We start from the raw sequence: 23044 nt of genomic DNA, 5'->3' as shown, positions 1-23044 counted from the left end.
CCGTAGCTTCGCCGGTACAGTACGACCTGCAACCGATTAACAGACTTTTAGCGGTTGCTGCTTCTAAGGGTACTTACCATCTGCATCCCTCAGAAGGGCATCAAACACCCCTAGGATGCCCCAGAATGCCAGCGTCTTTACAAGTGCGGCAGTATCAACAGGAAGCCGTTGCTAGCTGGTTTGCCAATCAAGGCAGAGGAACGCTGAAGATGGCGACGGGGAGTGGAAAGACGATTACGGCGCTAGCGATCGCTACCTCACTTTATCAACAAATTGCCTTGCAAGTATTGGTAGTCGTGTGTCCCTATCGACATCTGGTGACACAGTGGGCGCGAGAATGCGAGAAATTTGGACTACAGCCAGTTTTAGCTTTTGAGAATGTACGCAACTGGCAGAGTCAGCTATCAACGCAACTCTACAATCTGCGTTCTGGCAATCAACGGTTTCTCACACTCATTACAACAAATGCCACCTTGATGAGTGAAGGATTGCAATCTCAACTTAAATATTTTCCAGACAAAACGCTAATTGTAGGAGATGAAGCGCATAATCTCGGTGCAAGGCAGTTGGAGAAGAGTCTGCCTTCTAAGGTGGGGTTAAGACTGGCGCTGTCGGCAACACCGGAACGGTATTTTGATGATGAAGGAACGCAATCTTTATTTGATTATTTTGGCAGAGTTTTAGAGCCGGAATTTACGCTGAAAGATGCAATTCAACAGGGGGCGTTGGTGCATTATTTGTACTACCCTATCCTGGTAGAACTAACAGAGGCAGAAGCCCGTGCTTATGTAAAATTAACCGCTAGGATTGGCAGGGCGCTGTTGTTCCAGGAACGCGAGAACGGTGCTAGCAAAAGCAATTGGGAAGACCGTGAAGAACTCAAGCCATTGTTGATGCAACGGGCGAGATTAATTGGCGCTGCTACCAACAAGTTAACTGCTTTGCGCCAGTTAATGAGTAAACGCTTGGACACGACGCACACTTTATTTTATTGCGGAGATGGTTCTGTAGAAAGCACGCGCCAATTGAAAGCCGTTGCTAAAATTTTGGGAGATGAATTGGGATACAGAATAAACACCTACACTGCCCAAACTCCATTATCAGAAAGAGAAAATTTGCGGTGTCAATTTGAGTCGGGAGATTTACAAGGTTTGGTGGCGATTCGGTGTCTAGATGAGGGTGTCGATATTCCAGCAATTCAGAATGCTGTAATTTTAGCTAGTAGCAGCAATCCGCGCCAATTTATTCAGCGTCGAGGACGAATTTTGCGCCCTCACCCAGGCAAGCAACGCGCTACTTTATTTGACATGATTGTAGTGCCGCCAGAGTTAGATCGGGAAACTTTGGAAATAGAACGCAATTTGTTAAGAAAGGAATTGCGGCGATTTGTTGAGTTTGCTGACTTAGCGGATAATGCGGGCGAAGCTAGAGTCAAATTACTGGATTTACAGAGAAACTACGAGTTAATGGATATGTGAGGCTTCGGCTCAATATATATATAGCGCTTCTCGTTTAGATGCAGTACAGTTTAACCCCACCCCTGCCCCTCTCCGCAAGCGAGGAGGGGAAATAATTCAAAGCCTCTCTCCTCCCAGGAGAGAGGTTTGGAGAGAGGTCAAAATTGTAGTGCTTAAAAGTGAGAACCGCTATAGTATTCCTAACTTTCTATATCACCAGAAATATATCACCAGAAATAACCGGTTACTACGGTTGTCTGGCGATCGCTTGTGTCATACTTTAGCAGATACTCGTGAGCGATCGCATCCAGTTCTCGCAACCTTTCGACTTCAGTTTTGCCTACCTCAGTATCGGTGGATAATAGAATCACCTGATGACTCGCAGAGGGGAAATATCGCTCAACTAAATTCTGTCGGTGGGAAGAATCTAGTCGCCCAAGCGGTGTATCGATTGCTACAGGTAAGTGGTGTCCGGCAACCCGTGCTAATCCCCATAAAAAGGCGATCGCTAGTAATTGCTTTTCTCCAGCTGAGAGGCGATGCTTTGGTACGGGTTGTCCCTGTGGATCGTAGATAGAAAGGCTGAAGGTTTGAGTGTCAATGGCTACGCGATGCACTAAGTCAGATTTGTGCAGCAGATAGCGGAAACACTCGGTTACTTCTATTTCTAATTTATTGAGTTTTTTCAGGGTTAATTTTTCCCGAAATAGCTTTAGAGTCGCTTGGACTTTGGCGACGGAGGCGATAATGTGCTGATTATTTTTTAGCTTGATATTGTCTTCGCTATAATCTGCTAATTCTTTTTTGGTTTTAGCGATCGCTCTATTTAATTCTTCGCAACGGCGGCTAGCCATTTCATGAGCAACTTGAGCTTTCGCGACTGCATTATTCGCTTCTCTAACAGCGTCTTGTAGTTGTTGATACGCTTCTGGGGAAGCTGCGGCGGCTATCTGTCTATCAAGAGCATCTATCTCAATTTCTAAGTTTTCTAGTTCTTCTAGTTTTTCTTTGGCTCTAAATTTAGCAGTGTTGATGCCAAAATTCAAGAAGTTATCCAGTTCCTTGATTTCTTCTAATTCTGCTAATAACCAGGGACTTTCAGTAGCGGTAATTTCTTGATCAAGTTGTTGATTTTCTTGTTGTAGGAAAAATTTGATTTTGTCAAGTTGCTCGGAAACTAATGACAATTCGGAAATATAATTTAAGAGGCGATAGTCTCGTTCTACTAAAACATCCCGTGCGATTTTTATCTGTTGTTGACGGCTTTCCTTTTCCGCTTGACATTTAGCTTGTTCAAGCAGGGGAGAAATTAAGGTGAGAGGAAAGGCACCAGCAGCTAATTCTCGCAGCGCCTCCCGCGCCTTTTCTGCTTGGGTTGTGAAATGGTCTTTTTGTTTTTCTAGACGGTTGCGATCGCTTGCAAGTTTTCCACCTTCGTACAGGAATTTTTCAGAGGCTTCGCGCTGCTTTTTTTCAGCCATCTCTAACTTATTTTGCAGAGAACCTACTTCTTGGGTTGCAGCTTCTAATTCATCTTTTTGTACATTAAGTTTTTGTTCAATTTCTTCTAACGTAGCGAGTTCTTTAGCGCTAGCAATTTCTTTGCGCTTACGGCTAACGAGGACATCTAAATCGGCGGATAGACGTTCTGATAGTTCTAAGCCTAATAGCGATTGAATTGCTCCAACAACTAAAGGGGGTGGAGTATCCAATTCGGCAAGTTCTTTTACTTGTTCGCCGTCAAACAAAAATAGATTAGAAATTCCCAGCGGTAGCAGGTTCTCGATATATTCATCCCAGGTGTTGGCAAGGGCTTTATCGGGCCATTCTTCATCTACTAGAATACCGAGAGTATCTTTTCCGTCTTTGGGTTCCTTTTCCCAATATCGGACAACTCTTAAAATAGTTGGTTTGTCGTCTTGAATGACCTCGAAAGCTAATTCAATTCGGGCTTTTTCTGTGGGTGGGGTATTGCGGTTGACTGACTGGGTAAGAAAGTCGTTATAGCTTAAGTTGCCGCGTGTAGAACATTGGGCGCGAGAACCGTATAGGGCAAGGCGAATGGCGTCCATCAGGGTCGTTTTACCGCCGCCATTCATGCCGCCAATTAAGATAATCGGGCGAGTATTTTCATCAGTTTCGGGGCGGAGGTTGATGACTTGTCGCCCTAGATAAGGGCCGAAATTTTGCAGGACGAGTTCGAGAAATATCACAGCTTATTGAGAATAGGTAATCAGTAACGGCTAATGGGTAATCGGGAATAAACAGCACTTATTCATTAGCGTCATCTACTTTTGGCGATGGAAATTTCATGCTTGCCCAAGTTAGCTGTTTCACTTTGTCAATATCTTCTTCGACAACAGCATTTTTCAAGTCGCGCTTATCATGGGCATTTTGAATTGCATCCTCTTTCGAGCGAGAACTGCTTTCAAAGCATTTATCCAATTTTTCGTAAACGCCACGCCGAGATTTTGTGTGATGCTGGCGTTCTGTATCTAGCAGTTTCGCCATCAGTTCTAGGTGCATTTCATCATTGCAGATTTCTTGTAGCACTTCCCACTCGTCAGTACCTAGGAGTTTCCTCTCAGCACCAGGACGAATGTCTTGGAACGATTCGCCTGTGACTTCTTCGTAAATACGCGGCAAGCTGTCATCAAATTCGTGCTTTTCTTCTAACCAAATGCGGCGAATTTCGCTTAATTCATCCTGGGTAATTAAGGTGATGTCGCGCATTTCTAGAGGTGCAGTGCGGCGAGTTTGGGTTTGTGCTTCTAAGACTCGTCTCAACCAATGTTCTCGCCAGTATTTTGTATAGGGGCCAGGAATTGGTTCAACTGAGGTTTCACCGTCTACATTGCGTTCAAAAAGTTCGACCTTACCATAGATTCGGCGAAAGTCTCTTTTGGGGCGATCATTCTCAATATCTAATTCATTACGGATACTTAGTAAAGGCTGCATCCATTCTTTCTCTTCATCATTCTGGATCATCGCCTCCATTGATTTATCTTTACTTACCATTGTGCAAACCCAACACCCAAAGCGAGAATCGCCACAACTAGGGGTGGAGGTGTCAACAACTAATGGACATTCATTATCTGCTGTTGCACCCCGGTACATTGTAAATAGATCCTTATTACTATTTCCCCAAGGATTTTCCCACTGATTGAGGTAAATCCATACCTCATCATTACGCCAGTCTTCAATAGGGCTATAAATCAAGGAATTAGGTAAGCGTGCATTAGGGCTAAGGCGATCGCGTACTCTACCTGCTTCATGCTTAGTCATTGTTGCTGCACGTTTGAGGCTTTCAGCCTTTCGAGTACCTAGAATAACAATAGTTTCACCGCTGACTCTAACCATATCGCGAATAAATTGGTTAACAGGCTGAATTTTCATGCGATCAGTACACCAACGAAATCCATTTCGAGGTGCTGGATAACCTTTACCTATTAAGTTCACCCAAAATGTGTCTTTTACTGCGGGATTAAGCAAATGAGGTTCTATTGGCATTTTTTGTTCTTTTGCAGCCACCTTCATCCGCTCTACAGATTGACGAACCCAAGCAGAAACTATCGGATTTTCTACCAGTGTGTCCGTTGTAATTGCATGAATTTCTTTAGTTCTTTTTTCTAATGGAAGTGCTGCGATCGCATTCCAGATTAGCTGCAATACGGTGGTAGAATCCTTTCCTCCACTATATCCAATTACCCAAGGTATTTCATCTAGACAATATAATTCTTGAATTTCTTTAGTTAACTTTTCTATATCCTCTATTAATTCAGCAATATTGCGAGGTGGGAAGAGGGGAATTTGTTGTGTATCTGTCATTAGTTAAACCTCATATTTTACTTTTTTGAAATTATTTGTATTTACGTGAATTTTAATTTTAATATTAAATCGTGTTCTGACTCGATTGCTTACCTTGTATAATCAGTAAATAGAAGATTGACCTGACAGAATTAATTGTATTGATTAATATGCCTGAAAACAACCCTCTTCAGCCTGAAGTAAACCAGCCTTTAATGGGTTTACTTGCGCCATACTTTGAGAAATATTATCGAGAGAAGTGCTATTTAGGACTGAGCTTTCAGCAAGGAAAGCGAACAATGATACAAATTAATGTCCCTGCTGACGACTTGCCAACTCTTCTCCAAACAAAACCATCTATTGGTAATGATCCTGATTCTGGAAAAAATCGTCCGGAGGTGAAGGGTCATGCTGAGGAAATAAAAGAATATATTCTAAAACGTGTTGAAAAGGGGAAACCTTGGGTTTTAGGTACACTGACGGCAAATGTAACTCCGGGCAAGATTAATATTATCGAATTAGGGAGGGGAATTTGTCTAGTAGTCATTCCTCGTGGCGTTAAGTTAGATATTACTGATGGGCAGCATCGTAAGCGGGCTATTCATGAATTAATTGAAAGTACACAAGGAGAGCTGATTGGTGATAATAACTTCCCTATTACTCTGGTTTTAGAAGAAAATTTTAACCAGTGCCAGATAGATTTCAAAGATATGGCGCAAACAAGGCAATTGGACAAATCTTTACTTTTATCATTTGGTGAATTTGAAGGTAGAGTTGGTATTACTAAAACTGTACTTGAAAGAGTGCCAATGTTTGAGGGGAAAACCGAGAAAATTAAAGGCAGTCCCGAAACTAAAAAGAGATTGATTTACACAACTAATTACATAGCCAAGCTAGTAAGCTGCGCTTTTGCTGACGATCCCAATAACGAGCTGAAAGATTATGATGTTGAGTCATCATCTGAGGCTCTGATCAGTTGCCTAAATCAGCTTTTTTCAGAATGCAGTCAGACAAAGCATATATTTGAGACAACTGCCGGAGAATTAACGATTGAGGAAGTTGGTGCATTTAAGGAAGAATGTATTTTAGGCAGAAGTGTTGGTCTAGAAATTTTAGGACACTTGCTATACTGCACCTATGATAAAAACAGGGATTATTTTGAAGCTGAGAAGATTTCAAAAATTGCTCAGCTTAATTGGTCAAAAGACAGCCATATTTGGGAAGGGAATATTGTTTTATCTAGCCCAGACCCCAAAAATCCAGGTAAATCCTACAGAATAACAGCCAGTGCCAGCGCTGTAAGAATGGCAATTAGTATGGCAAAAGCTAATCTGGGATGGATGTAAGCGCTCGCTCTTATCGTCTTTTCATTTCTCCCTCCTTATAAGACGGGCATTCTCTAACCGTTCCTCTTCCGGTGTCAGCGGCAAATTCAGGTGCTTTTTAATATAAGCACTCATCTGAGTGACACTGGTGCGGGATTTAGAAATCCCACCACTAGACATAATTATCCCTTTCCAATCAGGGTTAGAGCGCGACCAGTCGATTTGTTGCAAACCTTCTAAATGTGAGTCCCAGTTTTCCGGGTAAAGCGACAGCAAACTTGCTCCAACAGCGCCTAAACTAGCGATCGCGATCGCGTGACTATGCACGTAATCCCGCCGGATTTCGCCTGCGCTGACCTTCCCGTGTAGAACTTGCTCCCATGCTGGGATATAGCGAGTAACTGCATTCCAGTAATGGACTGCTCGTTCAATCTGCTGTTCAGTCTCCTGGCGATCCGTTAGCAGGGCAAGAGTAGCATTATAGATGCTGTTGAGAGTAAATAGCTTGCCGGAGCGAGTAGGCAGCGTACTGCGTTCCGTATCCGTCAGGTTTCTAAAAACCTGGACTTGCTTGACAACTGACCGCACCCAGTTTGTTTTCGCGTCCCGATGATCGTAAAGAATGTTTAGCGATGGATCGGCATCGACTGCATAGCGGTTTAAATCAATAAACATCTGCTGCGATCGCTTTAGACCTATATCTAAAAAGAAGATAACCGCGATCGTTTCATACCCCAGTTCGGGATTTTCTTTCAGCGCCATTTCCAACGCTGCCCGTCGATGTTGCCCGTCATGGATGGCAAAACGCGCATCCATAGGCACTTTCAATCGTCCAATCTTCCGCGCTTCTGCCTCTGTTCCAATCGGTTCAAAAGTGATATCCGCGTCAATCGATGCCGTAATTGCCGAGAAAATGTAGTTAGTCGGATTGTTCAAAATATATCGGGCAATTTCTGGCACGCGGGTGCGGTTGAGCGATCGCGTTGTCCTCATTTCCGGCGGCATTTCCCCATCGTCCAACGGGAACAGCTTCGGGATAAATCGCACCGGACACATCGAAACGTAGTATTCTCGCCCTGCCTGAATTCCCCGAATCACAGGCAAAACGTACTCAAAGGAGGGGGTAAGCATAAATACCCAGCCTTATTTAGTTTTGGACACAATCTCAGTATACATAAAGTTTTTAAAAACTTAGTTTGACATAACAACTTTTGACTGATAGTTTTTAAAAATTAATTAAATTCCCCACTAAATCTGCCTATGAACAGCCCCACCAACCCCACAACTGACCTTGCCAGCCAGATTTTGGAACGGGAAAACCAAGAAAAACAAGCGATCGCGCTCCTTTTAGATAGATATCTGGCGCGGAACGACCAATTCCTGGTTCAGAAGATAGAAATGGGCGGCACGGAGGCGTATATCGGTTCGGCAACTCTAGAATGGTTCGCCAGTCGCGTTCGATTCGCGTCTCGCCTACCGCTTTTCCGGCAAAAATTCGACCCAGAGAAAGACAATGTGGAAATCGACGCCGAGAGTATTGAAGAAATTCAGCAACGACCCCTAGATTGGTCGCGTCAAGCGCCCTTGACGCAGTATTTAGCAGCTCGAAAGACTCACAAATTCCCGCCAGTATTAGTAGTGGTCAATCAACCTTGGGTAGACAATCCTAATGCTGCCGAGTGGGATGCAAGCGGACGTGCGATTAAATCTGCTGCTGATTTTATGGCACTAGATAAAGACGGCAAAGTAGGGTTGTTGAACGTTTCCCCAGATGTCACGATTTTTGCCTTGGATGGTCAACATCGACTGATGGGCGTGCAGGGTTTAATGGAGTTACTTCAAACAGGTAAACTTCCACGATATAAAAAAGATAAAAAGCCTTCAGGTGCTGTTATTACAATTGACGATCTCAGACAGAACTATCAGATAGACCCTGCTTATTTGCAAAACTTAGCCAAAGAAAAGATAGGCATTGAATTTATTTCAGCAGTCGTGACTGGAGAGACGCGGGAACAGGCACGACGACGAGTGAGATCCATCTTTGTCCATGTAAATCTCATGGCAGTACCTTTAAGTAAAGGTCAGATGGCACAGCTAGATGAAGATGATGCATTTTCAATTGTTGCCCGAAAAGTTGCTGTCACCCATCCTCTACTAAAAGATATTGACGGGCGCAATCCTCGCGTTAATTGGGATAGCGCAACAGTTGCCGCGAAGTCAACCGTTTTAACTACCCTGCAAGCGCTCAAAGAAATGTCTGAACGCTACTTAGAATACAAATTTCCCAAGTGGAAACCTGTTGGTAAAAAGGGTTTAATTCCCATGCGCCCTGATGATGGAGAACTGGAGGAGGGAATTGAGGAATTTAATCAACTTTTCGACTATTTGACAACTCTGCTCAGCTTTAAAAGGCTAGAAAGTGGCGCAGAAACCCCGGAAATGCGCCGCTTCAATTTTGAAAAAGGTGGCGGGGAAGGAAATATACTTTTCCGCCCGGTTGGGCAAGTTGCCTTAGCTCAAGCTTTAGGAATTTTGGTTTTCAAAAAGGGATTTTCGCTAAAAACTATTTTTGAAAAGCTTCAGAAATACGATGCGGATGATGGCTTCAGCGGCATGGAGTCTCCTGATTCTCTTTGGTATGGCGTTTTGTATGACCCAAATAAAAAGCGGGTTTCAGTTGCCGGAAAGGACTTAGCCGCCAGATTAATTGTCTACTTGCTGGGTGGGGTTGATGATGACATGGAACGTGCAGAAATTCGCCGCGCGGTAGCTGAAGGAAGAACAATAGAAGATAAAGCAATGGGATTTAATGGCAAGTTTGTAGAGCCAAGGCAGGTAGGATTACCGCCAATTTTATCTTGAGCTTTGCCTTCTAGATACGGCTTTCGTGTAACTGAATGAGTTCCTAAGTTCCAGACGCGATTAATTGCGCCTGGAACAAACTATCAAAATTGTCTTGACAGACTAATAGTGATTTTATGACTCAACCAGATTTGAGATAAATGAGTTCTGCTTCTACGGGTAAGTGATCTGAACCTGTTGTCGGTAAAACTTTGCTAGAGTGAGAAACCCAATGTTTTGAATACCCAATATAGTCAATTCTGAAGAGGGGATAATTTAATTTTGAAGTTGAGTTTTTAATCAAGAAGCTTAGTTCCCAGCCATGAGGCCAAGTCAAGCCAAAACCTAACCCTGATGTTTGGAAGGAATCTTGCATAACTGTTCTTAAATAATGATAGTCTTGCGACTGGTCTGTCATATTAAAATCACCAGCAACAATAAATGGCTTGGTTTCTTTCTGGAGCCGCTGCACTAAATCCTGAATTTCTGCCGAGCGTTTTGTGTAATCATAAATCGGAATAGTGAGGAAAGGCAAAATTTTCTGGGGACGAATCCAGGGGGATATAACTTGAATATTGTAAACAACTACCTCCTGCTGATTAATTTGGATAATCGCTCGTTGCTGAATTTCTCGATGACCCGCTAAGTGTAAATTTTCGGAGAATAAAATTGGATATTTGCTGAGGATTGCCACGCTTTGGGCATAAATTTGGTAGGGGTAGGATGTCTGTAAGCGAGGAAAGGCTTTTTCAGTATGTCTGCGAACAATTTCTTGTAAACAAATGATATCGGGTTGTTGTTGTTGAATTAATTTAACTAAATTTTGGGAACTGGTTTTATGCCAACTGCTGTTTAAGGATAAAATTCTGATATTAGGCTGGGAACTGTTTGATCGTAAAGCGTGAGGAGAAAAGTATTTCAGATGCAACCAACTGACCAGAAAGATGCAAGCAATCGATGAAATAATTGAGAACCATCGTTTTTTTATAGTTGAAAATGCCAATAGTGGTAAAATTAATATCGGTAAAAAAATAAAAGGGATAAAGGTGCTAACAAAGCCAACAAGCCAGAAACTATCCCAAAATATTAGTCTCAGCAGGAAATACAAGACGATAAATCCTGAGTAGGCGTAAGCCAAAATTTGAGTGACTAACCTCAAAATTCGGCAAAATTTAATCGCAATCATTTCCTGGCTTGATTAAATTATTTTGTGTATCGTTGGATGTGTAAAAGATTTTCCCGACGAACCACGTTAGCGTTTGCGTAGCGGCACGGATGCGCTTAGCTATGCGCGTTAATGCTCGCTAAGTACACGAGGGAGAGAAAAAATTTAATGATTCATGTAAATTAGCTAGATAAACTTGTCGGACGTAATAATAAAAGCTAACTTAAGTGAGAAACCTGCTGAGATCGAATTCCCCTTCTACTGGTTCTTCCTTATTACGTTCAGAACTAAGGATTAATAAAAGGGTGGCTGTATAGTCTACTGTTCCCCGCAACTCATCTTGTATAATCTCTAACCCTCCGTTGGCATATTCTTCAAAAATCCGGATACGTTGCTCTTCAGAATTTTCATCAGTCGGGGAGAGAATTTTTATGTCTTTAGTTTCAGCGATCGCTAATAACTGGATTACCCGGTCGGTTCCTCTAGATACAAAAACCTCTAGCGCGATCGCACCCGGTTCCCTTTTGGAGATTTCCCCTAAAGGCGATCGCTTTTTCCGCTTCGCCCCCAAGGCTGCTGCAAACGCGATCGCATCAGCGTAGGTTTGGAAAGGGCCAGTTGTGCTATCAGATGCGACTAAGGCTTGCACCAAATCAGCTTTATCTTTCGCAATTCTGATTCTATTTGCACCCATTGTGTTAATATTTTTTGCTTAAATACTCATAACGAATTGAAATAGCGATCGCTCTGTTCATCTTCTAAGCTAAAATATTCATTTTTTGCCTTGGGAACGTTTCAATCTTTGCTCCAGATATATTTTTCCCAAGCTAACCAACTCCTTGCCAAGCCTAAAAATTGTTCCCCCAAGCTCAAGAACACCTTTCGGCTTTTTGAATTCGGTTTCTTGAGGCAAATCCACTTTTTCCTTTTTCTTGGGCTGACGAGGCGCTGGGTCAAATCCTTTAGGCTTTTGAGTCATAGTCTGATTAGAAAATAAGACTTTGCACAATGAACTTTCTTTATATTATCTGCCGAACCGATGCAGATACAGAGCGATCCTCAGATTAGGGAAACAGTTGATTCACTGGAACTTCAATCTCTGGAAAGGCAAGAGGGGAAAAGATGGCATCTCCATCTAAAATAGTTTCTTGTTGATAATTTGCTTTTCCCGGTTCGCGGAAAACGTAAACTCGTCGCGTGTTCACATCCAGAACCCAGTAATCAGCAATCCCAGCTTTGGCATAAGTGCGTGCTTTCATCTGGCAATCTCTATTTAGAGTAGAGTCTGCCACTTCAACTAACAGGAAGATATCATCGGGTGTAGGGTGACGCTCAAGATGCGGGGATCGATACGAACAACAGCAATATTGGGTTCGGGTTCTGAGTTGGGGCGCAGCGTAATCGGTAACTGCATCCGCAGGAACGCTTGATTTGTCAGTAGACTGTTGAGATAGTTGAACGCCCGTTGCGTTGCAGCAGCATGGGGAGGTTGTTGAGGACTCATTTCTAGAATCTGTCCTTCTAGGAGTTCCACTTGCTCGTCAGTTGTCAGAATTTCTGCCTCGATCATACGGTGGTACTCATCTACAGACCACAAGCCTACACCTGTTGTAGTCATAGATTTTTAGCTGTAAAAATAGCTTGATTGAGTGTTATTAAAAGTGGGCGTCTAAACAAACAAATCGTCTACTGCCATCAACCATCCCGGCACCGCGGGTTCAGCTTCAGCCACCTCACCACGACGGTAAACTTGCGGCTTTGAGGGATTGCTAGCACGATACACCTTGACAACTTCCGCCTTGAGTACATCTACATCCCATACCACCAGCGTACCCACCGCAAAGTAATCCCGACGCTTGGCTGCCATTTCCGCTTCTGCTGCCTCACCGTAATCATTCTCGCTTCTCACTTCAGCAGCAAAAACGGGTGCCCCTTCTAAGAACTTTCCGCCGCTAGGGTTGCCGATGTAGAATGCAGCATCAGGGCTGAAAGAGCGGCGGTTTGGAAGATTGACAATAAAGCCAACATTATCAGGCAAAGCATAACCACTTTTGGTGCTGCGTTCGTAATCGCGCAGGCTAACATATATTTCACCTCCTGCACGTCCTGGCAGAAACCCTGTCGCCGCCATCAGTACCAATTCTCCATTTACAATTTCCGCTTTGCCATTCTCCGGTATGCGGTATAAAGCTTCAATTGTTGTTTCTGTTTTTAAATTCATTGTGAGTTACCCATTTGTGCTGATGGTGAGAACCTGCGGCGGTGTGGAATCTGGAGGATAGAGAAAATCTACCTGTACAAGTCTTTTGTCACCTGGCGGCATCTTTAGCGTTACCAATGGTTCTCCCGCTTGTCCGCGTCGCTGTACCAGATGCATGTAGCGCGTCTTTTCCACTCCATTATCATCGTTGTAACGCAACCTGACTGTGCCTCGAAAAAACACTTGCTTAGTGAGAGGATTTAAGAACAAAAGTCTATCGGTTCCTCCCTCATCTTTCAGGGGTGTTTGCACGGATACAGTAACAGTTTGGGTTTGATTAGTAGAGTTTTTTAGCGGCAAAGTGAGATTGTATTCCACCCCATAGTTGCTGTGGGCAAAATACGCCGTATCGGGATAGCGAACTAGCATCGGGGCGCTTTGAATTTGCTTTGTGCCGAGGGTAATGAGATGCAGAGTGCCTAATACATAAGAAAACGCTTTCCCCGGCTGAGGAATCGTTAAATCTGAGGAATTAGAACCATCGGTCATTTGTGCTTGCCATTGTGCCCCTTGGGACACACCCGCCACGCGGCTAAAAACTGTAGGTTCTCTGGGAGGATCTAACGGTGTGGGAATTGGATCGCGCTTCCCCGCCAAACCGCCTGTATTCAGCAGCTTTTGCCATTCAGCCAAGGTGGGTGTCCTCTCACTGCCATTGCCATTGCGGGGGGCATTCATGGCTAAATTGGCAACATAAATTGGGCGATCGCTCGACAACCGCATCATCGTGGTGCGACCATTCGATGAGGGAGCCTTCACCGGAATTGGCTGATTCATCAGCATTTGGCTTTGCCCCGGTGGAATTGTCACCTTTTGGGAGAATTTTTCCTGCCGAATCCCTCGCAGCACATCATTCATTGTCCGGCTGCCAGGGCCAGCGTAGACGGTGCCGTTAGGATTATCCTGAATATCTGGCAAGGAAATAAACGGCGCATCGGGAGTGGAAAGGTAACTTGCTGCTTGCAGCACTTCGACAGTGGCAGGTTGATCGCCGGGATTGTGCAAAATCACGCCTTGGTAAAGGGTGCGCGTTTGCGAGGAATTTTCTGCCCTGGCGATGTGGTGAGAAAATAAATCAAATCGTCCCTGGAAGGGGAAATTTAAATGCGCTTCCGGCACCTGTTTGCCTGCTGGGGGGAAGGTGGACAGCAGAATGCCTTCAGTTGTCACGAGTTCGGGACTGTTGCTGTTAAAGGTGGGAACTGCATCCAGTTTTCCCGGTAAAGCCCGCACCTCCATCGGTTGCACTTCCACCCCGGCTATATACTGCGGCGGAATCGTATAAATGTTTAACGCCCGACACATGGACGCTGCCACTTCGCCTCTGGTGGCGCTGCGATTGGGGTTGAGTTGTTTGACGTTGGGATAATTGACGACAAGGGTGCCCACGGCGGCGGAAGCGATCGCATTTTGGGCATAACTGGGAATCTGTGCCGCATCGTTAAAATACTGCCCCAGCGTCTGACTGACATTTTCCGGGATGGGATAATTTGCCGCACCTGCTATAACGCCGATTGCTTGCACTCTGGGAATGGCTTGACTCGGTTGAAAAATCCCGCCAGGATAACCCGAAAAAAAGCCTTTTTGATAAGCGGTTGCGATCGCTTTATTCGCCCAGTGGCTAGCAGGCACATCTTTAAAAGCTGTGCTGCTGCGCTTTACTGGCGCATTCGGGAAGGCATTCAACATCAGCACCGCCGCCTCAGCGCGTGTCACCGTTGCTTCTGGGCGAAAGCTGCCATCCGGGTAGCCCGTCACTAACTTTCTTTGGGCTAACTGAGTAATGCAATCTTTCGCCCAATGGCTTTGAATGTCAGAAAAAGCGGCAGTACTGGGCGTTGATAAACCCAACAGAGACACAAAAAGAACGGAAGTAACGGCAGGATTTGTCAAAAATTTGAGAGTTTTAACCATTAAAAGGCTTGAATGTCAACGAAAGTCTTTGAAGTATTTTTAGACAAATTTGTTGCCAGTGGGAAGCGATGCGCGATCGCCCTGTATCTACAAGGCTGATTCAGTAATCCTAGGGAGAATCTCTTTCCTGCTATAGGAAGGCAGTAATTTTCCCCTTTTCCTTGCAGGGAAGAGGACTGGGGGGTTAGGTTTTTGATTGCTAAATCAATGTTGTAGTAACATTGCCGGAGTGCTCCACCGACCAATTTTATTTATTTATAAACTACGCAGCCATACATAAAAACTGGCTCGCTAGCCTCAATTGGTTTTGCCGATAAGTCAGCCTGCCACGCCTCAACTGGCAGGATACCATGCTCAGTTAATTGCCAGCGTCCCAGCAGCGCTCGGATCGTTTCGGGATTACGCATATAAACATGCGCCCCCATCGAGTCCAATAGTTCTAGCATTTCCGGATACACGATCCCCGCTTCACCATCAAAATCCAGCGCCAAGAAACTACCCGCCGGTGCCCAATCATAAAGTTGATCGAGCATCTGGGTCATAATTTCATCAGGGATAAAGGCTGCAACACCGACAAAAACCATACCTAAACGCCGAATTGACCCTAGCACTTGTGCAACAACCGATTGCTCCAGGGTATCCAGGTTTGTCGCATCGCAGAAGGTGTAGCCAGCGTTCGAGTTCTCGGCTAAAATCTCTTGACCCAGTTTGATATTTGCTCGATCGATATCGGTATAAAGAACCTTTGCTTGCGGTACAACTTCATGCACATTCCCACAAGTTGGTAATCCGGAACCAAAAACAATAACTTGGTTAATTCCCTGAGATTCGATATAGCGGGATACCTGACCAATGTAGTCTCGTAACTTGCGAAAAACGGTTGGGAAATCAGGATATACTCCGGCACAAACTTTGGCTGCTTCCACATCAATTGGGAAGTAATGAGAACCGCCAAGCCAATAATCAATTATCCGGGCTGTGTTGGGAGAAACTTCCATTCCTACTCCTTTGGCGGATAAATTTTAAAAATAGCGATCGCTATTTTTAGCCTCTTCTGTATGAGAAGCCTTTTTAGCTGATTAGCTAAATGATTGTAGCAGCCAGCGAGTAATTGCCCCATCATCCTCAGATTGGCTGCGTTGCAGTGCTTCTTCAACGAGGGAAAGTGTCAATCCCGGTAATACCAACGACTCTTGGATTTCGCCACTCCGCCCATCGGAAATTGAGAATGCGATCGCATCCCCAGTTTCTACATCAACAACCCAATATTCAGATATTCTTAATCGTTCGTAGAGTAAACGTTTTCGCCCTAAATCATCATTAAGTGTTGTTGCCGCAATTTCCACTACCAATGTTGGGGGTTCAAACTCATTCAAGTCAATTGGAGAATTTGAACGCGGTGGAAATACAAATTTTGAGCCAACGTAGAAAGCAGAATCAGGTTGACATTCGCCTGCCCCTGATTTCCGGAAACTGGTATTAACTAGTTCCTTAATCCGAATATTCCTGGCTGCTGCATAAAGACTCACTACCTTAGACATGATAGAATTATCCTGCCCGTGACTGGAAACAATTGGCATTGTTTCAATCCTCATGTAGCCCCGATCGTAATAAAACCTACCATTTTCATAAGCAGGATTATCAGCTAGTACAATAAATTCTTCCCAAGGTGCTTTTATCCACGTATCTGTCACTAAATTCTGTTGTACAGCCGCTGATGAACTAGAAATCATAATCCACCTCTACAATCTCGGTATATTCAAACTCGTTAGGACTTTGCCTAACTAAATCGTAATCGTTTCCGTTTAATTCAATCGAATCTTTTTCGCATTCCGGCTTAGAAGAGTAATAAGTCAATACATATTGCCTACCAATCCGAGTAGCGATTTCTGCGGCTACTTCACCGCGCCATTGAGTTTTAGTGACTAAAACCACTAACTGATTTGCTAATCTGGGAATCGTCTTCGCAATTTGCCGCCGATAAATTTCATCCAAACTTCCGAAGGGAGAATCCATCACAATTGGAAACGTGCTGCTATCTGGTACCATCAGCATTTCCTTATGACTCCACTCGCGAACCCTATCGATAATGCTACCGATAAACGATAAGCTGAGAATTTGATTTTCTCCCGTAGAAGCGGCGACGGGTGACTCTGAACCGGCGGTATTTTCTACTAATGTTAGCTCGTATTTTTCACTAAGCTTTGGGATATAGGGAGTAAAGGAAATTTCGCTAAATATTTCTTGTACTCGCTTTTCTAGCTGCACGCGAAACTGTTGATCAAGACGCGATCGCACTTCGGTTAATCGCTCAATTGCATCCTGGGTTGCAGCAATTCGTCGCTGGGCTAGCGCTTGCTTTGCCTCATTCATCTCATGTTTGGCAATTTGCTTCCCTAAGCCTTCAACTTCAATTTGAATATCAGCAATCTTCTGTCGATTTTCCCCTTCTTCTAGGGTTAAATCTCGAATTTTTGCTTCAATTTCATCTAATCGCTTTTGGAAGTTGCGAATTTCCTCACTGGGATCTTTCCTTAACTTCTCTCTAATTTCATCTAGCTGCGTCTCTATTTGAGAGATTGTTTGTCTAAACTGATTGATATTTCCTTGCTCTGTATCCACCTCTTCCCAAAATGCTGGTGCTTGCTTATCAATTTCATCTACTTGGGCACTCATGCGAATCGCGGTTTCCTCAACAGCCGCAATTCCCGCTTTATCCAACCAGCTTTCAACACTTCCATAAGCAGCAGTTCCCTCAGGCAATTCCGTACCGCAAATACAGCGTTGTTGAGATAATAAATTTGTGACAAATTGCCGATCGATGCCCGATGGTAACTCGCCTCGCTGCCGCAAATTATCAATAATTGCTCGGAATGCTGCTGTTGTCTCGGATAATAAAACTGTGTAGCCTTGGGTTGAAATAGCCCGTTTTAAGGCTTCTTGGCTTCTTTTGAGATTTTGTTGATTTACGGCTTTTTGTTCTTCCAGAGATTTTCGTTCTTCTTCTAACCTTTTAGCCGCATCGAGTTCCCGCAACTGGTTGCTAATTTCTTTTTTGAACGTCTGTTGAGCTGCTAACTCTTCCCCTATTTCAGTTTGACGATTAGATAAGCGATCGCTTTCTTTTTCTCTCTGCTCTTTCTTCTTTAATAACTGCTGAGTTTGAGAGTCGCCAATCGCTTTTAACTCAGCTTCTAGCGCTTTTCTTGCGTTTCCCAGATGATTGATAGCACGAGTTAAAACTTCGACTCCCAAAAGTTTTTTCGTCGCTTCGGCGATTTCCTCTTTTTTTTCGGAGCGGACAATTTGCTCGATTCGCTCTCCATCAAAAAAGAAATACTGATGCAAACTTTCGGGTAATATTCGCCCAATAATATCTTCCGGATGCTGGGTAGGCAATCTCCAAATTCCATCATCCCCGGCGATTTGCATATACAGCTTGCTTTCGCCTTTCTCGATGGTTGCACCCTTATAAGCGCGACACTCGCGTTTTGCTCGGTAGCGTTTATCGTTATGCTCCCAAGTAACTTCCACCCAGCATTCTACTGAAAAGCCTGGTTTGGCTTCTGCAAGCGATCGCTTATTTACTAACTGCTCTTGTGAAGCAAAAGCGGCACTAAATTTCTCGTACAATACCCACGTAAATGCATTTAACAGCGTTGTTTTTCCCGCACCATTATTGCCGTGGATAATCGTAGTATTTTCTTCCTCTCCACAGGAAAGCAAAATTTCTGGAGTTTTTCCATAAAATTGCCGAAAATTGCATAATTTAATGGAAGTTAGCTTCATCGCACGACTTCCTTCACAATTGTCAAAATATCATCATTGATATTGCGCGGTTGTTTCATGTAGAGCTTATCTTTTTCAGCCTGTAAGACCCGCTCAATGATTTGATAAACTTCTGGTGGAGCTGTTGTAATTGGCTCCTGCACATCATTTAAATAGGGTTCTTTCGTCATTTGGCTTATCACCCTGCAAATAAATTCTATTTTATTTCCAAAACCAAAGGTATGCAAAGGTTAACTTTAAAAGATATTTTGTTAGAGAATTTTTACTGAATTGCGGTTTAATGTAAAGAATTAGAGGAGGCTCCGTGCTTAGCACTCCTTGGAAGCGATCGCTTTCGGGTGAGTAAGCCTCACGTTTTATCGTTTAAGGCTTTATTTAAAGACTGATGGAACCACCGATTGACCGAATTCGCCTGTCTCAAACAGCCAAAGATCAGCTAAGTAAGCTCAAGCGCAACACCAAAATCGATCAGTGGAATATTCTTTGCCGCTGGGCATTTTGTCGCTCTCTGGCAGAGCCAACAATCCCTTCCCCGGTGCCAATTCCAGCAGATAGTAATGTCGAAATGACTTGGCGCGTCTTTGGAGGAGAATTGTCTGATATTCTGTTAATTGCCTTAAAACAGCGCTGCCACAACGATAGATTAGGAACCGATCGAGAGACTTTGGCGACTCAATTTCGCCTGCATTTGCATCGCGGGATTGGTTATTTAGCAGGCGATCCGAATATCAAGAAAATTGAAAATTTAATTGAAGTTGCTGAAACAATTAAAAATGAAAAAGCAAATTTTTAATTGTTTTATGGCATCGTCAAACCTTTGAGCTTTAGCTTTCTCTCTTCCTCGCTTAGCCCTTTGCACTGCACCAGTACGCCAAAACCCCCCAATCCGGTTGGATCGATGAGCTGGTGTAGGGCGTCACGACGGCGCAGTACATCCATAATGCTTTGCTGCTCGGCAATCGGGCGATCGCTATTGGAAAGAGCCGCAATGCGATCGCCCAATCCCAGCGCCATCAGAAACAACGCCTGTTTCGTAAAACCCACCAATGCCAAGCCGCATCGATCGCCCCAACGCTCCAAAGCGGTAAAATCCACATGAGCGGTGATATCCTGTTGCCCAATCTGCACGTAAGGATCGTTATGGTGCCGATGCTGGTAATAACACTGAAGCGTCCCTTGACTCCGCTGGGGATTGTAATATCGAGCTGCTGGGTAGCCGTAGTCAATCGTCAACAAATATCCGCGCTTCAGCTTGTCAGCAACTGTACTCAGCCAATCCTGAGCAGCTAGATTAATCTCGCTGCGATAGCCATCTGCATAGGCAGCAGAGGGCAACTCAATCCCTACTAAATCAAAATACTCAGCCAGTTGAGGCGTGGAAAGTTCGCCAGTTACTTCCTCAAAATGGGTTCCATCTGGCGTAGTGACATAAATTTCTTTGAGCTTCCCTTGCGCGATCGCAAACTGATGCACTGGCAATGCATCCACCAACTCATTAGAAAAAAAGCAGCCAGTTATCGAAGCGCTAGGTATCTCCTCCAGAGAACACCACCTAACGGGTGTAGCGCCTTGCATTTGGGCGAATATTGGGGCTAATTTCTGCAACACCTGCTGCTGTTGGGAAATTAGCCCCGCTGCCTTTTCAACGATCAGGTACTCTAAGGCATGAAAGAATGCTGGATGATGCTGGTGTAAATGCAGCAGAATATCTGCTGCTAGGAGTCCTTGTCCCGCCCCCATTTCCACAAGCGTAAATTGCGCCGGACGTCCCAAAATGTCCCACATTTGGACAAATTGCTCAGCCAGCAGTTCGCCAAAGTCGGCACCCAGATTGGGAGCGGTAAAAAAATCACCTTCCGGCCCAATGTTGACGGCGTTTGTGGCATAGTAGCCGTAGTCCGGCTCGTACAGCACCCACTCCATATACTGAGCAAAGGTAATCCGCTGGTTGGGACTGTTGGCAATGCGCTCACCAATCAAGCTCAAGAGCGATTCAGACTCGTGCATCAACGATTCTTTCAACCTTCAACCTTTACCGTTTTGAGGAAGTCTTCCACTTCAGCCGCCGTTGGCTGTGCAGCGATCGCTCCCGGCTTCATTGCGGTGATCCCACCCACTGCATTTGCATAAGTTACCACCTGCTTTGCCATTTCAGCATCAGCGAGATGTTGAATACCATGCTTGCACAACTGATCGATGAACCCGGCAAGGAACCCATCCCCCGCGCCTGTGGTATCTACCACCTTGACGGAAAAAGCTGGCACCTTGTCTTCATTCCCACCCAAGCAGTAAGCACAGCCTTTTTCACCGCCGGTCACTAAAACGCCCTCTACTGAATCCAGACGGTAAGCGATCGCGCCAGCATCAGTGGTTTCAAATAACCATTCAGCTTCTTCGTCAGTGATTTTGAGGAAATCGACGTGCTTGATCAGTTCCTGAATCATCGGCTTGGAATCGCTGGGATCGGGCCAGAACATATCGCGCCGATTCACATCTAGCACAATTTTGACATTGTACCGATCTGCCAGTTCCAGGGCTTTCGTAATTGCCGCTCGCGCATCAGGATAAGCTAACTCCAGACTTCCCAGGACGAGAAAATCAGCGTTTTCAAACAAAGCTTCTGGCAATGCAGACGCTTGTAGGTGCGTATCGGAAAATTCTGTCGTGTCACGAGTTTCTTTTGCGGAAGTGGAGCTAACGCCAAATGCGGCAAATTCCCGTTCGCCCGATAGCGATCGCACTACATAAACTTGCCGCGTCGGTGCGGTGTCATGGCGCTGCACGCCCGTACTATCCACACCCACTTCCTGCAACAACTGCACCAACTGGTCTCCCGGCTGATCCTTACCTACACAGCCGATAAATCCAGAAGGGGTTCCCAACTTGACCAAAGCACACGCCACATTTGCGGGTGCGCCGCCCGGATAAGGCGTCCAAGATTCGACATCTTCAAGCGATCGCCCCAGTTGATCGGCTAGACAATCAAACAAAATCTCTCCGAGGCAGAGAACGCGGGGATGGGTCACAACTGCACTCCTTGTCAACATGAACTCAGCCTACCAGAGCCTCTACCCCCTAGATCCGGATATTCACAGAAGCTCAAGATGATCCCAGCCTTTTTGAGGTGGGAGATATTGTCTCAATCCCAGTCACGAACGGGCTTACCCCCAAAGGATCTTCTAAAATTAAAGAGATAGTAAGTAGATATAACTAAGGAAAAAATACTTATGGCTGGTAGCGAGACTTATACCCCCGCGACACTCTCCGAGCGAGAACTGCAAATCATTGAGCTAGTTGCTGCTGGCTTAACGAATCATGACATCGCCCAAAAGCTGGAAATCAGCAAACGAACCGTGGATAACCACATCAGCAATGTATTGACCAAAACCAAGACTGACAATCGGGTGGCGCTGCTACGCTGGGCTTTGCAATGGGGCAAAGTTTGTATCAATGAAGTCAACTGCTGTACCTTGCCAACACCGGCGGATGAAGTGATTTCCTAAGCGAGCAACCGGGAAACCCTGCGAAAAAAGACAATCGTCATTAGTCATTGGTCATGGGTTGTTGGTTATGGGTTGTTGGTCAGTCAATTATTGTGAATTGTGAGATTAGCGAATTCATGGCGAATTGTCAATTGCTTTTCAATTTGTCAATGGCTAATTCGCTAGCAAACGAATCAATCAGGGTCGCGGATTCAATAACCTACATCCCTTCACCTCGTAGATTGGGTTAAGCGATCGCGTTACCCAACGCTACATTCAGTACTTTGGTTGGGTGGTCGTAACATCAAACGCCACATCGAAAGGGCGGGGGGAATCTCCGCCCTTTTGACGTACTTCCCCGACCAGACTGAAGTTATTTAATATCTATTCCGAAAAACTAATGACAAATGACTAAACACAAACGTTATCTGCCAGTTTTAGCAGTTGGTTTATTTGCCGCCTTGAGTGGATGTCGCGATCGCGGTTTGCTCACTCCACCTCCGCAACTGCTGGGAGCCTCCCTCAACAGCTTAGCCGCCGAACAAGAACCCCGGTTTTCTTACGATGGTCGCTACCTCGTCTTTACCTCAAATCGCCAAGCCCGTCGCGGCGTCTATCTTTACGACGTTCAGCGCCGTCGCCTTATCCCTCTCCCCGGACTCAACCAAGCGGGTGTCATCCACGAACAGCCAGATATCAGTGCTGATGGTCGTTACATCGTCTACATCTCCGAGGAACGGGGCAAACCAGATGTTTTCGTTTATGACCGCCAAAGCCTGCAATCTGAGGTCATTACCGACAATATTCTCGGTGAAGTCCGCCGTCCCACCATTAGCGGGAACGGTCGATTTATTGCCTTTGAATCCAATCGTTCCGGGCAGTGGGACATTGAAATTTACGATCGTGGCCCCGGTGTCGAATTATCCTTACCCACCAGCCGTTCGGCACCTCTAAACAGCCCTGAAGTCCCCGCCTCACCCACACCAGCGGCTCCCAATTGATGG

22 protein-coding genes are annotated in these 23044 nt (G+C 44.9%); 6 read left to right on the top strand and 16 right to left on the bottom strand.

Annotated elements, in window-relative coordinates; translation table 11 throughout:
• Nucleotides 1-80: 80 nt before the first annotated feature.
• Nucleotides 81-1478, top strand: a complete 1398-nt coding sequence (locus tag NDA03_RS07810) for a DNA phosphorothioation system restriction enzyme (RefSeq protein ID WP_348237772.1) — start codon at nucleotides 81-83, stop codon at nucleotides 1476-1478.
• A 206-nt stretch (nucleotides 1479-1684) separates the two neighbouring features.
• Here NDA03_RS07810 and dndD read toward each other — a convergent pair whose 3' ends face one another.
• On the bottom strand, nucleotides 1685-3670 hold the full coding sequence (dndD, locus tag NDA03_RS07805) for a DNA sulfur modification protein DndD (protein WP_348237747.1): 1986 nt from the start codon (nucleotides 3668-3670) through the stop codon (nucleotides 1685-1687).
• A 58-nt stretch (nucleotides 3671-3728) separates the two neighbouring features.
• Nucleotides 3729-5285 (bottom strand): DNA phosphorothioation system sulfurtransferase DndC, encoded by a 1557-nt coding sequence (gene dndC, locus NDA03_RS07800; RefSeq protein WP_190534463.1) that lies wholly within the window; start codon nucleotides 5283-5285, stop codon nucleotides 3729-3731.
• A 149-nt stretch (nucleotides 5286-5434) separates the two neighbouring features.
• Between dndC and NDA03_RS07795 the strand changes: the two genes are divergently transcribed.
• Nucleotides 5435-6610 carry a DNA sulfur modification protein DndB gene (locus tag NDA03_RS07795; RefSeq protein WP_190435024.1) on the top strand — a complete coding sequence of 392 codons (1176 nt, stop codon included), beginning with the start codon at nucleotides 5435-5437 and terminating at the stop codon, nucleotides 6608-6610.
• Between the two features lie 21 nt (nucleotides 6611-6631).
• Here the strand turns inward: NDA03_RS07795 and dndB are convergent, their stop codons facing one another.
• Nucleotides 6632-7720 carry a DNA sulfur modification protein DndB gene (gene dndB / locus NDA03_RS07790; protein ID WP_348237746.1) on the bottom strand — a complete coding sequence of 363 codons (1089 nt, stop codon included), beginning with the start codon at nucleotides 7718-7720 and terminating at the stop codon, nucleotides 6632-6634.
• A gap of 129 nt (nucleotides 7721-7849) precedes the next feature.
• On the opposite strand from dndB, the gene NDA03_RS07785 reads away from it, so the two are divergent.
• Nucleotides 7850-9451 carry a DGQHR domain-containing protein gene (locus NDA03_RS07785; RefSeq protein WP_348237745.1) on the top strand — a complete coding sequence of 534 codons (1602 nt, stop codon included), beginning with the start codon at nucleotides 7850-7852 and terminating at the stop codon, nucleotides 9449-9451.
• Nucleotides 9452-9572: 121 nt separating this feature from the next.
• Here the strand turns inward: NDA03_RS07785 and NDA03_RS07780 are convergent, their stop codons facing one another.
• The 11 genes from NDA03_RS07780 to NDA03_RS07730 form a co-directional block, all read right to left on the bottom strand.
• The gene (locus tag NDA03_RS07780; RefSeq protein WP_348237744.1) at nucleotides 9573-10358 is read right to left on the bottom strand and encodes an endonuclease/exonuclease/phosphatase family protein; all 786 of its coding nucleotides are present in this window, start codon (nucleotides 10356-10358) and stop codon (nucleotides 9573-9575) included.
• A 460-nt stretch (nucleotides 10359-10818) separates the two neighbouring features.
• A complete protein-coding gene (locus NDA03_RS07775) occupies nucleotides 10819-11289 on the bottom strand; it encodes a DNA phosphorothioation-associated protein 4 (RefSeq protein ID WP_190529799.1) in 471 nt (156 codons plus the stop codon).
• Nucleotides 11290-11367: 78 nt separating this feature from the next.
• Nucleotides 11368-11574, bottom strand: a complete 207-nt coding sequence (locus NDA03_RS07770) for a hypothetical protein (RefSeq protein WP_190411011.1) — start codon at nucleotides 11572-11574, stop codon at nucleotides 11368-11370.
• 85 nt (nucleotides 11575-11659) lie between these two features.
• Nucleotides 11660-11887 carry a Uma2 family endonuclease gene (locus tag NDA03_RS07765; protein ID WP_347276160.1) on the bottom strand — a complete coding sequence of 76 codons (228 nt, stop codon included), beginning with the start codon at nucleotides 11885-11887 and terminating at the stop codon, nucleotides 11660-11662.
• A 5-nt stretch (nucleotides 11888-11892) separates the two neighbouring features.
• Complete coding sequence (locus NDA03_RS07760) at nucleotides 11893-12213, bottom strand: Uma2 family endonuclease (protein WP_277881824.1); 321 nt, start codon at nucleotides 12211-12213, stop codon at nucleotides 11893-11895.
• A gap of 51 nt (nucleotides 12214-12264) precedes the next feature.
• Nucleotides 12265-12816, bottom strand: a complete 552-nt coding sequence (locus tag NDA03_RS07755) for a Uma2 family endonuclease (RefSeq protein WP_190529795.1) — start codon at nucleotides 12814-12816, stop codon at nucleotides 12265-12267.
• 6 nt (nucleotides 12817-12822) lie between these two features.
• Nucleotides 12823-14769, bottom strand: a complete 1947-nt coding sequence (locus NDA03_RS07750) for a DUF3370 family protein (protein ID WP_348237743.1) — start codon at nucleotides 14767-14769, stop codon at nucleotides 12823-12825.
• A gap of 251 nt (nucleotides 14770-15020) precedes the next feature.
• Entirely contained in the window at nucleotides 15021-15767 is a 747-nt protein-coding gene (locus NDA03_RS07745; RefSeq protein WP_190529791.1) for an SAM-dependent methyltransferase, read from the bottom strand.
• Nucleotides 15768-15848: 81 nt separating this feature from the next.
• Nucleotides 15849-16502: a Uma2 family endonuclease gene (locus NDA03_RS07740; RefSeq protein WP_348237742.1), complete on the bottom strand. Its 654-nt coding sequence runs from the start codon at nucleotides 16500-16502 to the stop codon at nucleotides 15849-15851.
• A complete protein-coding gene (locus tag NDA03_RS07735) occupies nucleotides 16492-18558 on the bottom strand; it encodes an AAA family ATPase (RefSeq protein WP_348237741.1) in 2067 nt (688 codons plus the stop codon). Before NDA03_RS07735 ends, NDA03_RS07740 begins: the two co-directional genes overlap by 11 nt.
• Nucleotides 18555-18728 (bottom strand): hypothetical protein, encoded by a 174-nt coding sequence (locus NDA03_RS07730; RefSeq protein ID WP_190986465.1) that lies wholly within the window; start codon nucleotides 18726-18728, stop codon nucleotides 18555-18557. Before NDA03_RS07730 ends, NDA03_RS07735 begins: the two co-directional genes overlap by 4 nt.
• 215 nt (nucleotides 18729-18943) lie before the next feature.
• Here NDA03_RS07730 and dndE point away from each other — a divergent pair, with 215 nt between their 5' ends.
• A complete protein-coding gene (dndE, locus tag NDA03_RS07725; RefSeq protein ID WP_190428657.1) occupies nucleotides 18944-19351 on the top strand; it encodes a DNA sulfur modification protein DndE in 408 nt (135 codons plus the stop codon).
• A gap of 5 nt (nucleotides 19352-19356) precedes the next feature.
• On the opposite strand, the gene NDA03_RS07720 is transcribed toward dndE, so the two are convergent.
• Nucleotides 19357-20565 carry a class I SAM-dependent methyltransferase gene (locus NDA03_RS07720; protein ID WP_348237740.1) on the bottom strand — a complete coding sequence of 403 codons (1209 nt, stop codon included), beginning with the start codon at nucleotides 20563-20565 and terminating at the stop codon, nucleotides 19357-19359.
• Nucleotides 20566-20576: 11 nt separating this feature from the next.
• Entirely contained in the window at nucleotides 20577-21584 is a 1008-nt protein-coding gene (locus NDA03_RS07715; RefSeq protein ID WP_348237739.1) for a carbohydrate kinase, read from the bottom strand.
• Between the two features lie 201 nt (nucleotides 21585-21785).
• On the opposite strand from NDA03_RS07715, the gene NDA03_RS07710 reads away from it, so the two are divergent.
• Nucleotides 21786-22061: a LuxR C-terminal-related transcriptional regulator gene (locus NDA03_RS07710; RefSeq protein WP_190411022.1), complete on the top strand. Its 276-nt coding sequence runs from the start codon at nucleotides 21786-21788 to the stop codon at nucleotides 22059-22061.
• Nucleotides 22062-22447: 386 nt separating this feature from the next.
• A complete protein-coding gene (locus tag NDA03_RS07705) occupies nucleotides 22448-23041 on the top strand; it encodes a biopolymer transporter (protein ID WP_348237738.1) in 594 nt (197 codons plus the stop codon).
• Nucleotides 23042-23044 lie beyond the last annotated feature (3 nt).

It is taken from the genome of Trichocoleus sp. Lan, assembly GCF_039961855.1.
GTDB lineage: Bacteria > Cyanobacteriota > Cyanobacteriia > Cyanobacteriales > FACHB-T130 > FACHB-T130.
This window is presented reverse-complemented; position numbering and strand designations above follow the sequence as displayed.

What these genes read in the sequence shown, in the direction of transcription:
- dndC (WP_190534463.1), bottom strand. Translation starts at nt 5,285, where the DNA reads ATGACAGATACACAACAAATTCCCCTCTTCCCACCTCGCAATATTGCT.
- NDA03_RS07795 (WP_190435024.1), top strand. Translation starts at nt 5,435, where the DNA reads ATGCCTGAAAACAACCCTCTTCAGCCTGAAGTAAACCAGCCTTTAATG.
- dndB (WP_348237746.1), bottom strand. Translation starts at nt 7,720, where the DNA reads ATGCTTACCCCCTCCTTTGAGTACGTTTTGCCTGTGATTCGGGGAATT.
- NDA03_RS07785 (WP_348237745.1), top strand. Translation starts at nt 7,850, where the DNA reads ATGAACAGCCCCACCAACCCCACAACTGACCTTGCCAGCCAGATTTTG.
- NDA03_RS07775 (WP_190529799.1), bottom strand. Translation starts at nt 11,289, where the DNA reads ATGGGTGCAAATAGAATCAGAATTGCGAAAGATAAAGCTGATTTGGTG.
- NDA03_RS07770 (WP_190411011.1), bottom strand. Translation starts at nt 11,574, where the DNA reads ATGACTCAAAAGCCTAAAGGATTTGACCCAGCGCCTCGTCAGCCCAAG.
- NDA03_RS07760 (WP_277881824.1), bottom strand. Translation starts at nt 12,213, where the DNA reads ATGACTACAACAGGTGTAGGCTTGTGGTCTGTAGATGAGTACCACCGT.
- NDA03_RS07755 (WP_190529795.1), bottom strand. Translation starts at nt 12,816, where the DNA reads ATGAATTTAAAAACAGAAACAACAATTGAAGCTTTATACCGCATACCG.
- NDA03_RS07750 (WP_348237743.1), bottom strand. Translation starts at nt 14,769, where the DNA reads ATGGTTAAAACTCTCAAATTTTTGACAAATCCTGCCGTTACTTCCGTT.
- NDA03_RS07745 (WP_190529791.1), bottom strand. Translation starts at nt 15,767, where the DNA reads ATGGAAGTTTCTCCCAACACAGCCCGGATAATTGATTATTGGCTTGGC.
- NDA03_RS07740 (WP_348237742.1), bottom strand. Translation starts at nt 16,502, where the DNA reads ATGATTTCTAGTTCATCAGCGGCTGTACAACAGAATTTAGTGACAGAT.
- NDA03_RS07735 (WP_348237741.1), bottom strand. Translation starts at nt 18,558, where the DNA reads ATGAAGCTAACTTCCATTAAATTATGCAATTTTCGGCAATTTTATGGA.
- NDA03_RS07730 (WP_190986465.1), bottom strand. Translation starts at nt 18,728, where the DNA reads ATGACGAAAGAACCCTATTTAAATGATGTGCAGGAGCCAATTACAACA.
- dndE (WP_190428657.1), top strand. Translation starts at nt 18,944, where the DNA reads ATGGAACCACCGATTGACCGAATTCGCCTGTCTCAAACAGCCAAAGAT.
- NDA03_RS07720 (WP_348237740.1), bottom strand. Translation starts at nt 20,565, where the DNA reads ATGCACGAGTCTGAATCGCTCTTGAGCTTGATTGGTGAGCGCATTGCC.
- NDA03_RS07710 (WP_190411022.1), top strand. Translation starts at nt 21,786, where the DNA reads ATGGCTGGTAGCGAGACTTATACCCCCGCGACACTCTCCGAGCGAGAA.
- NDA03_RS07705 (WP_348237738.1), top strand. Translation starts at nt 22,448, where the DNA reads ATGACTAAACACAAACGTTATCTGCCAGTTTTAGCAGTTGGTTTATTT.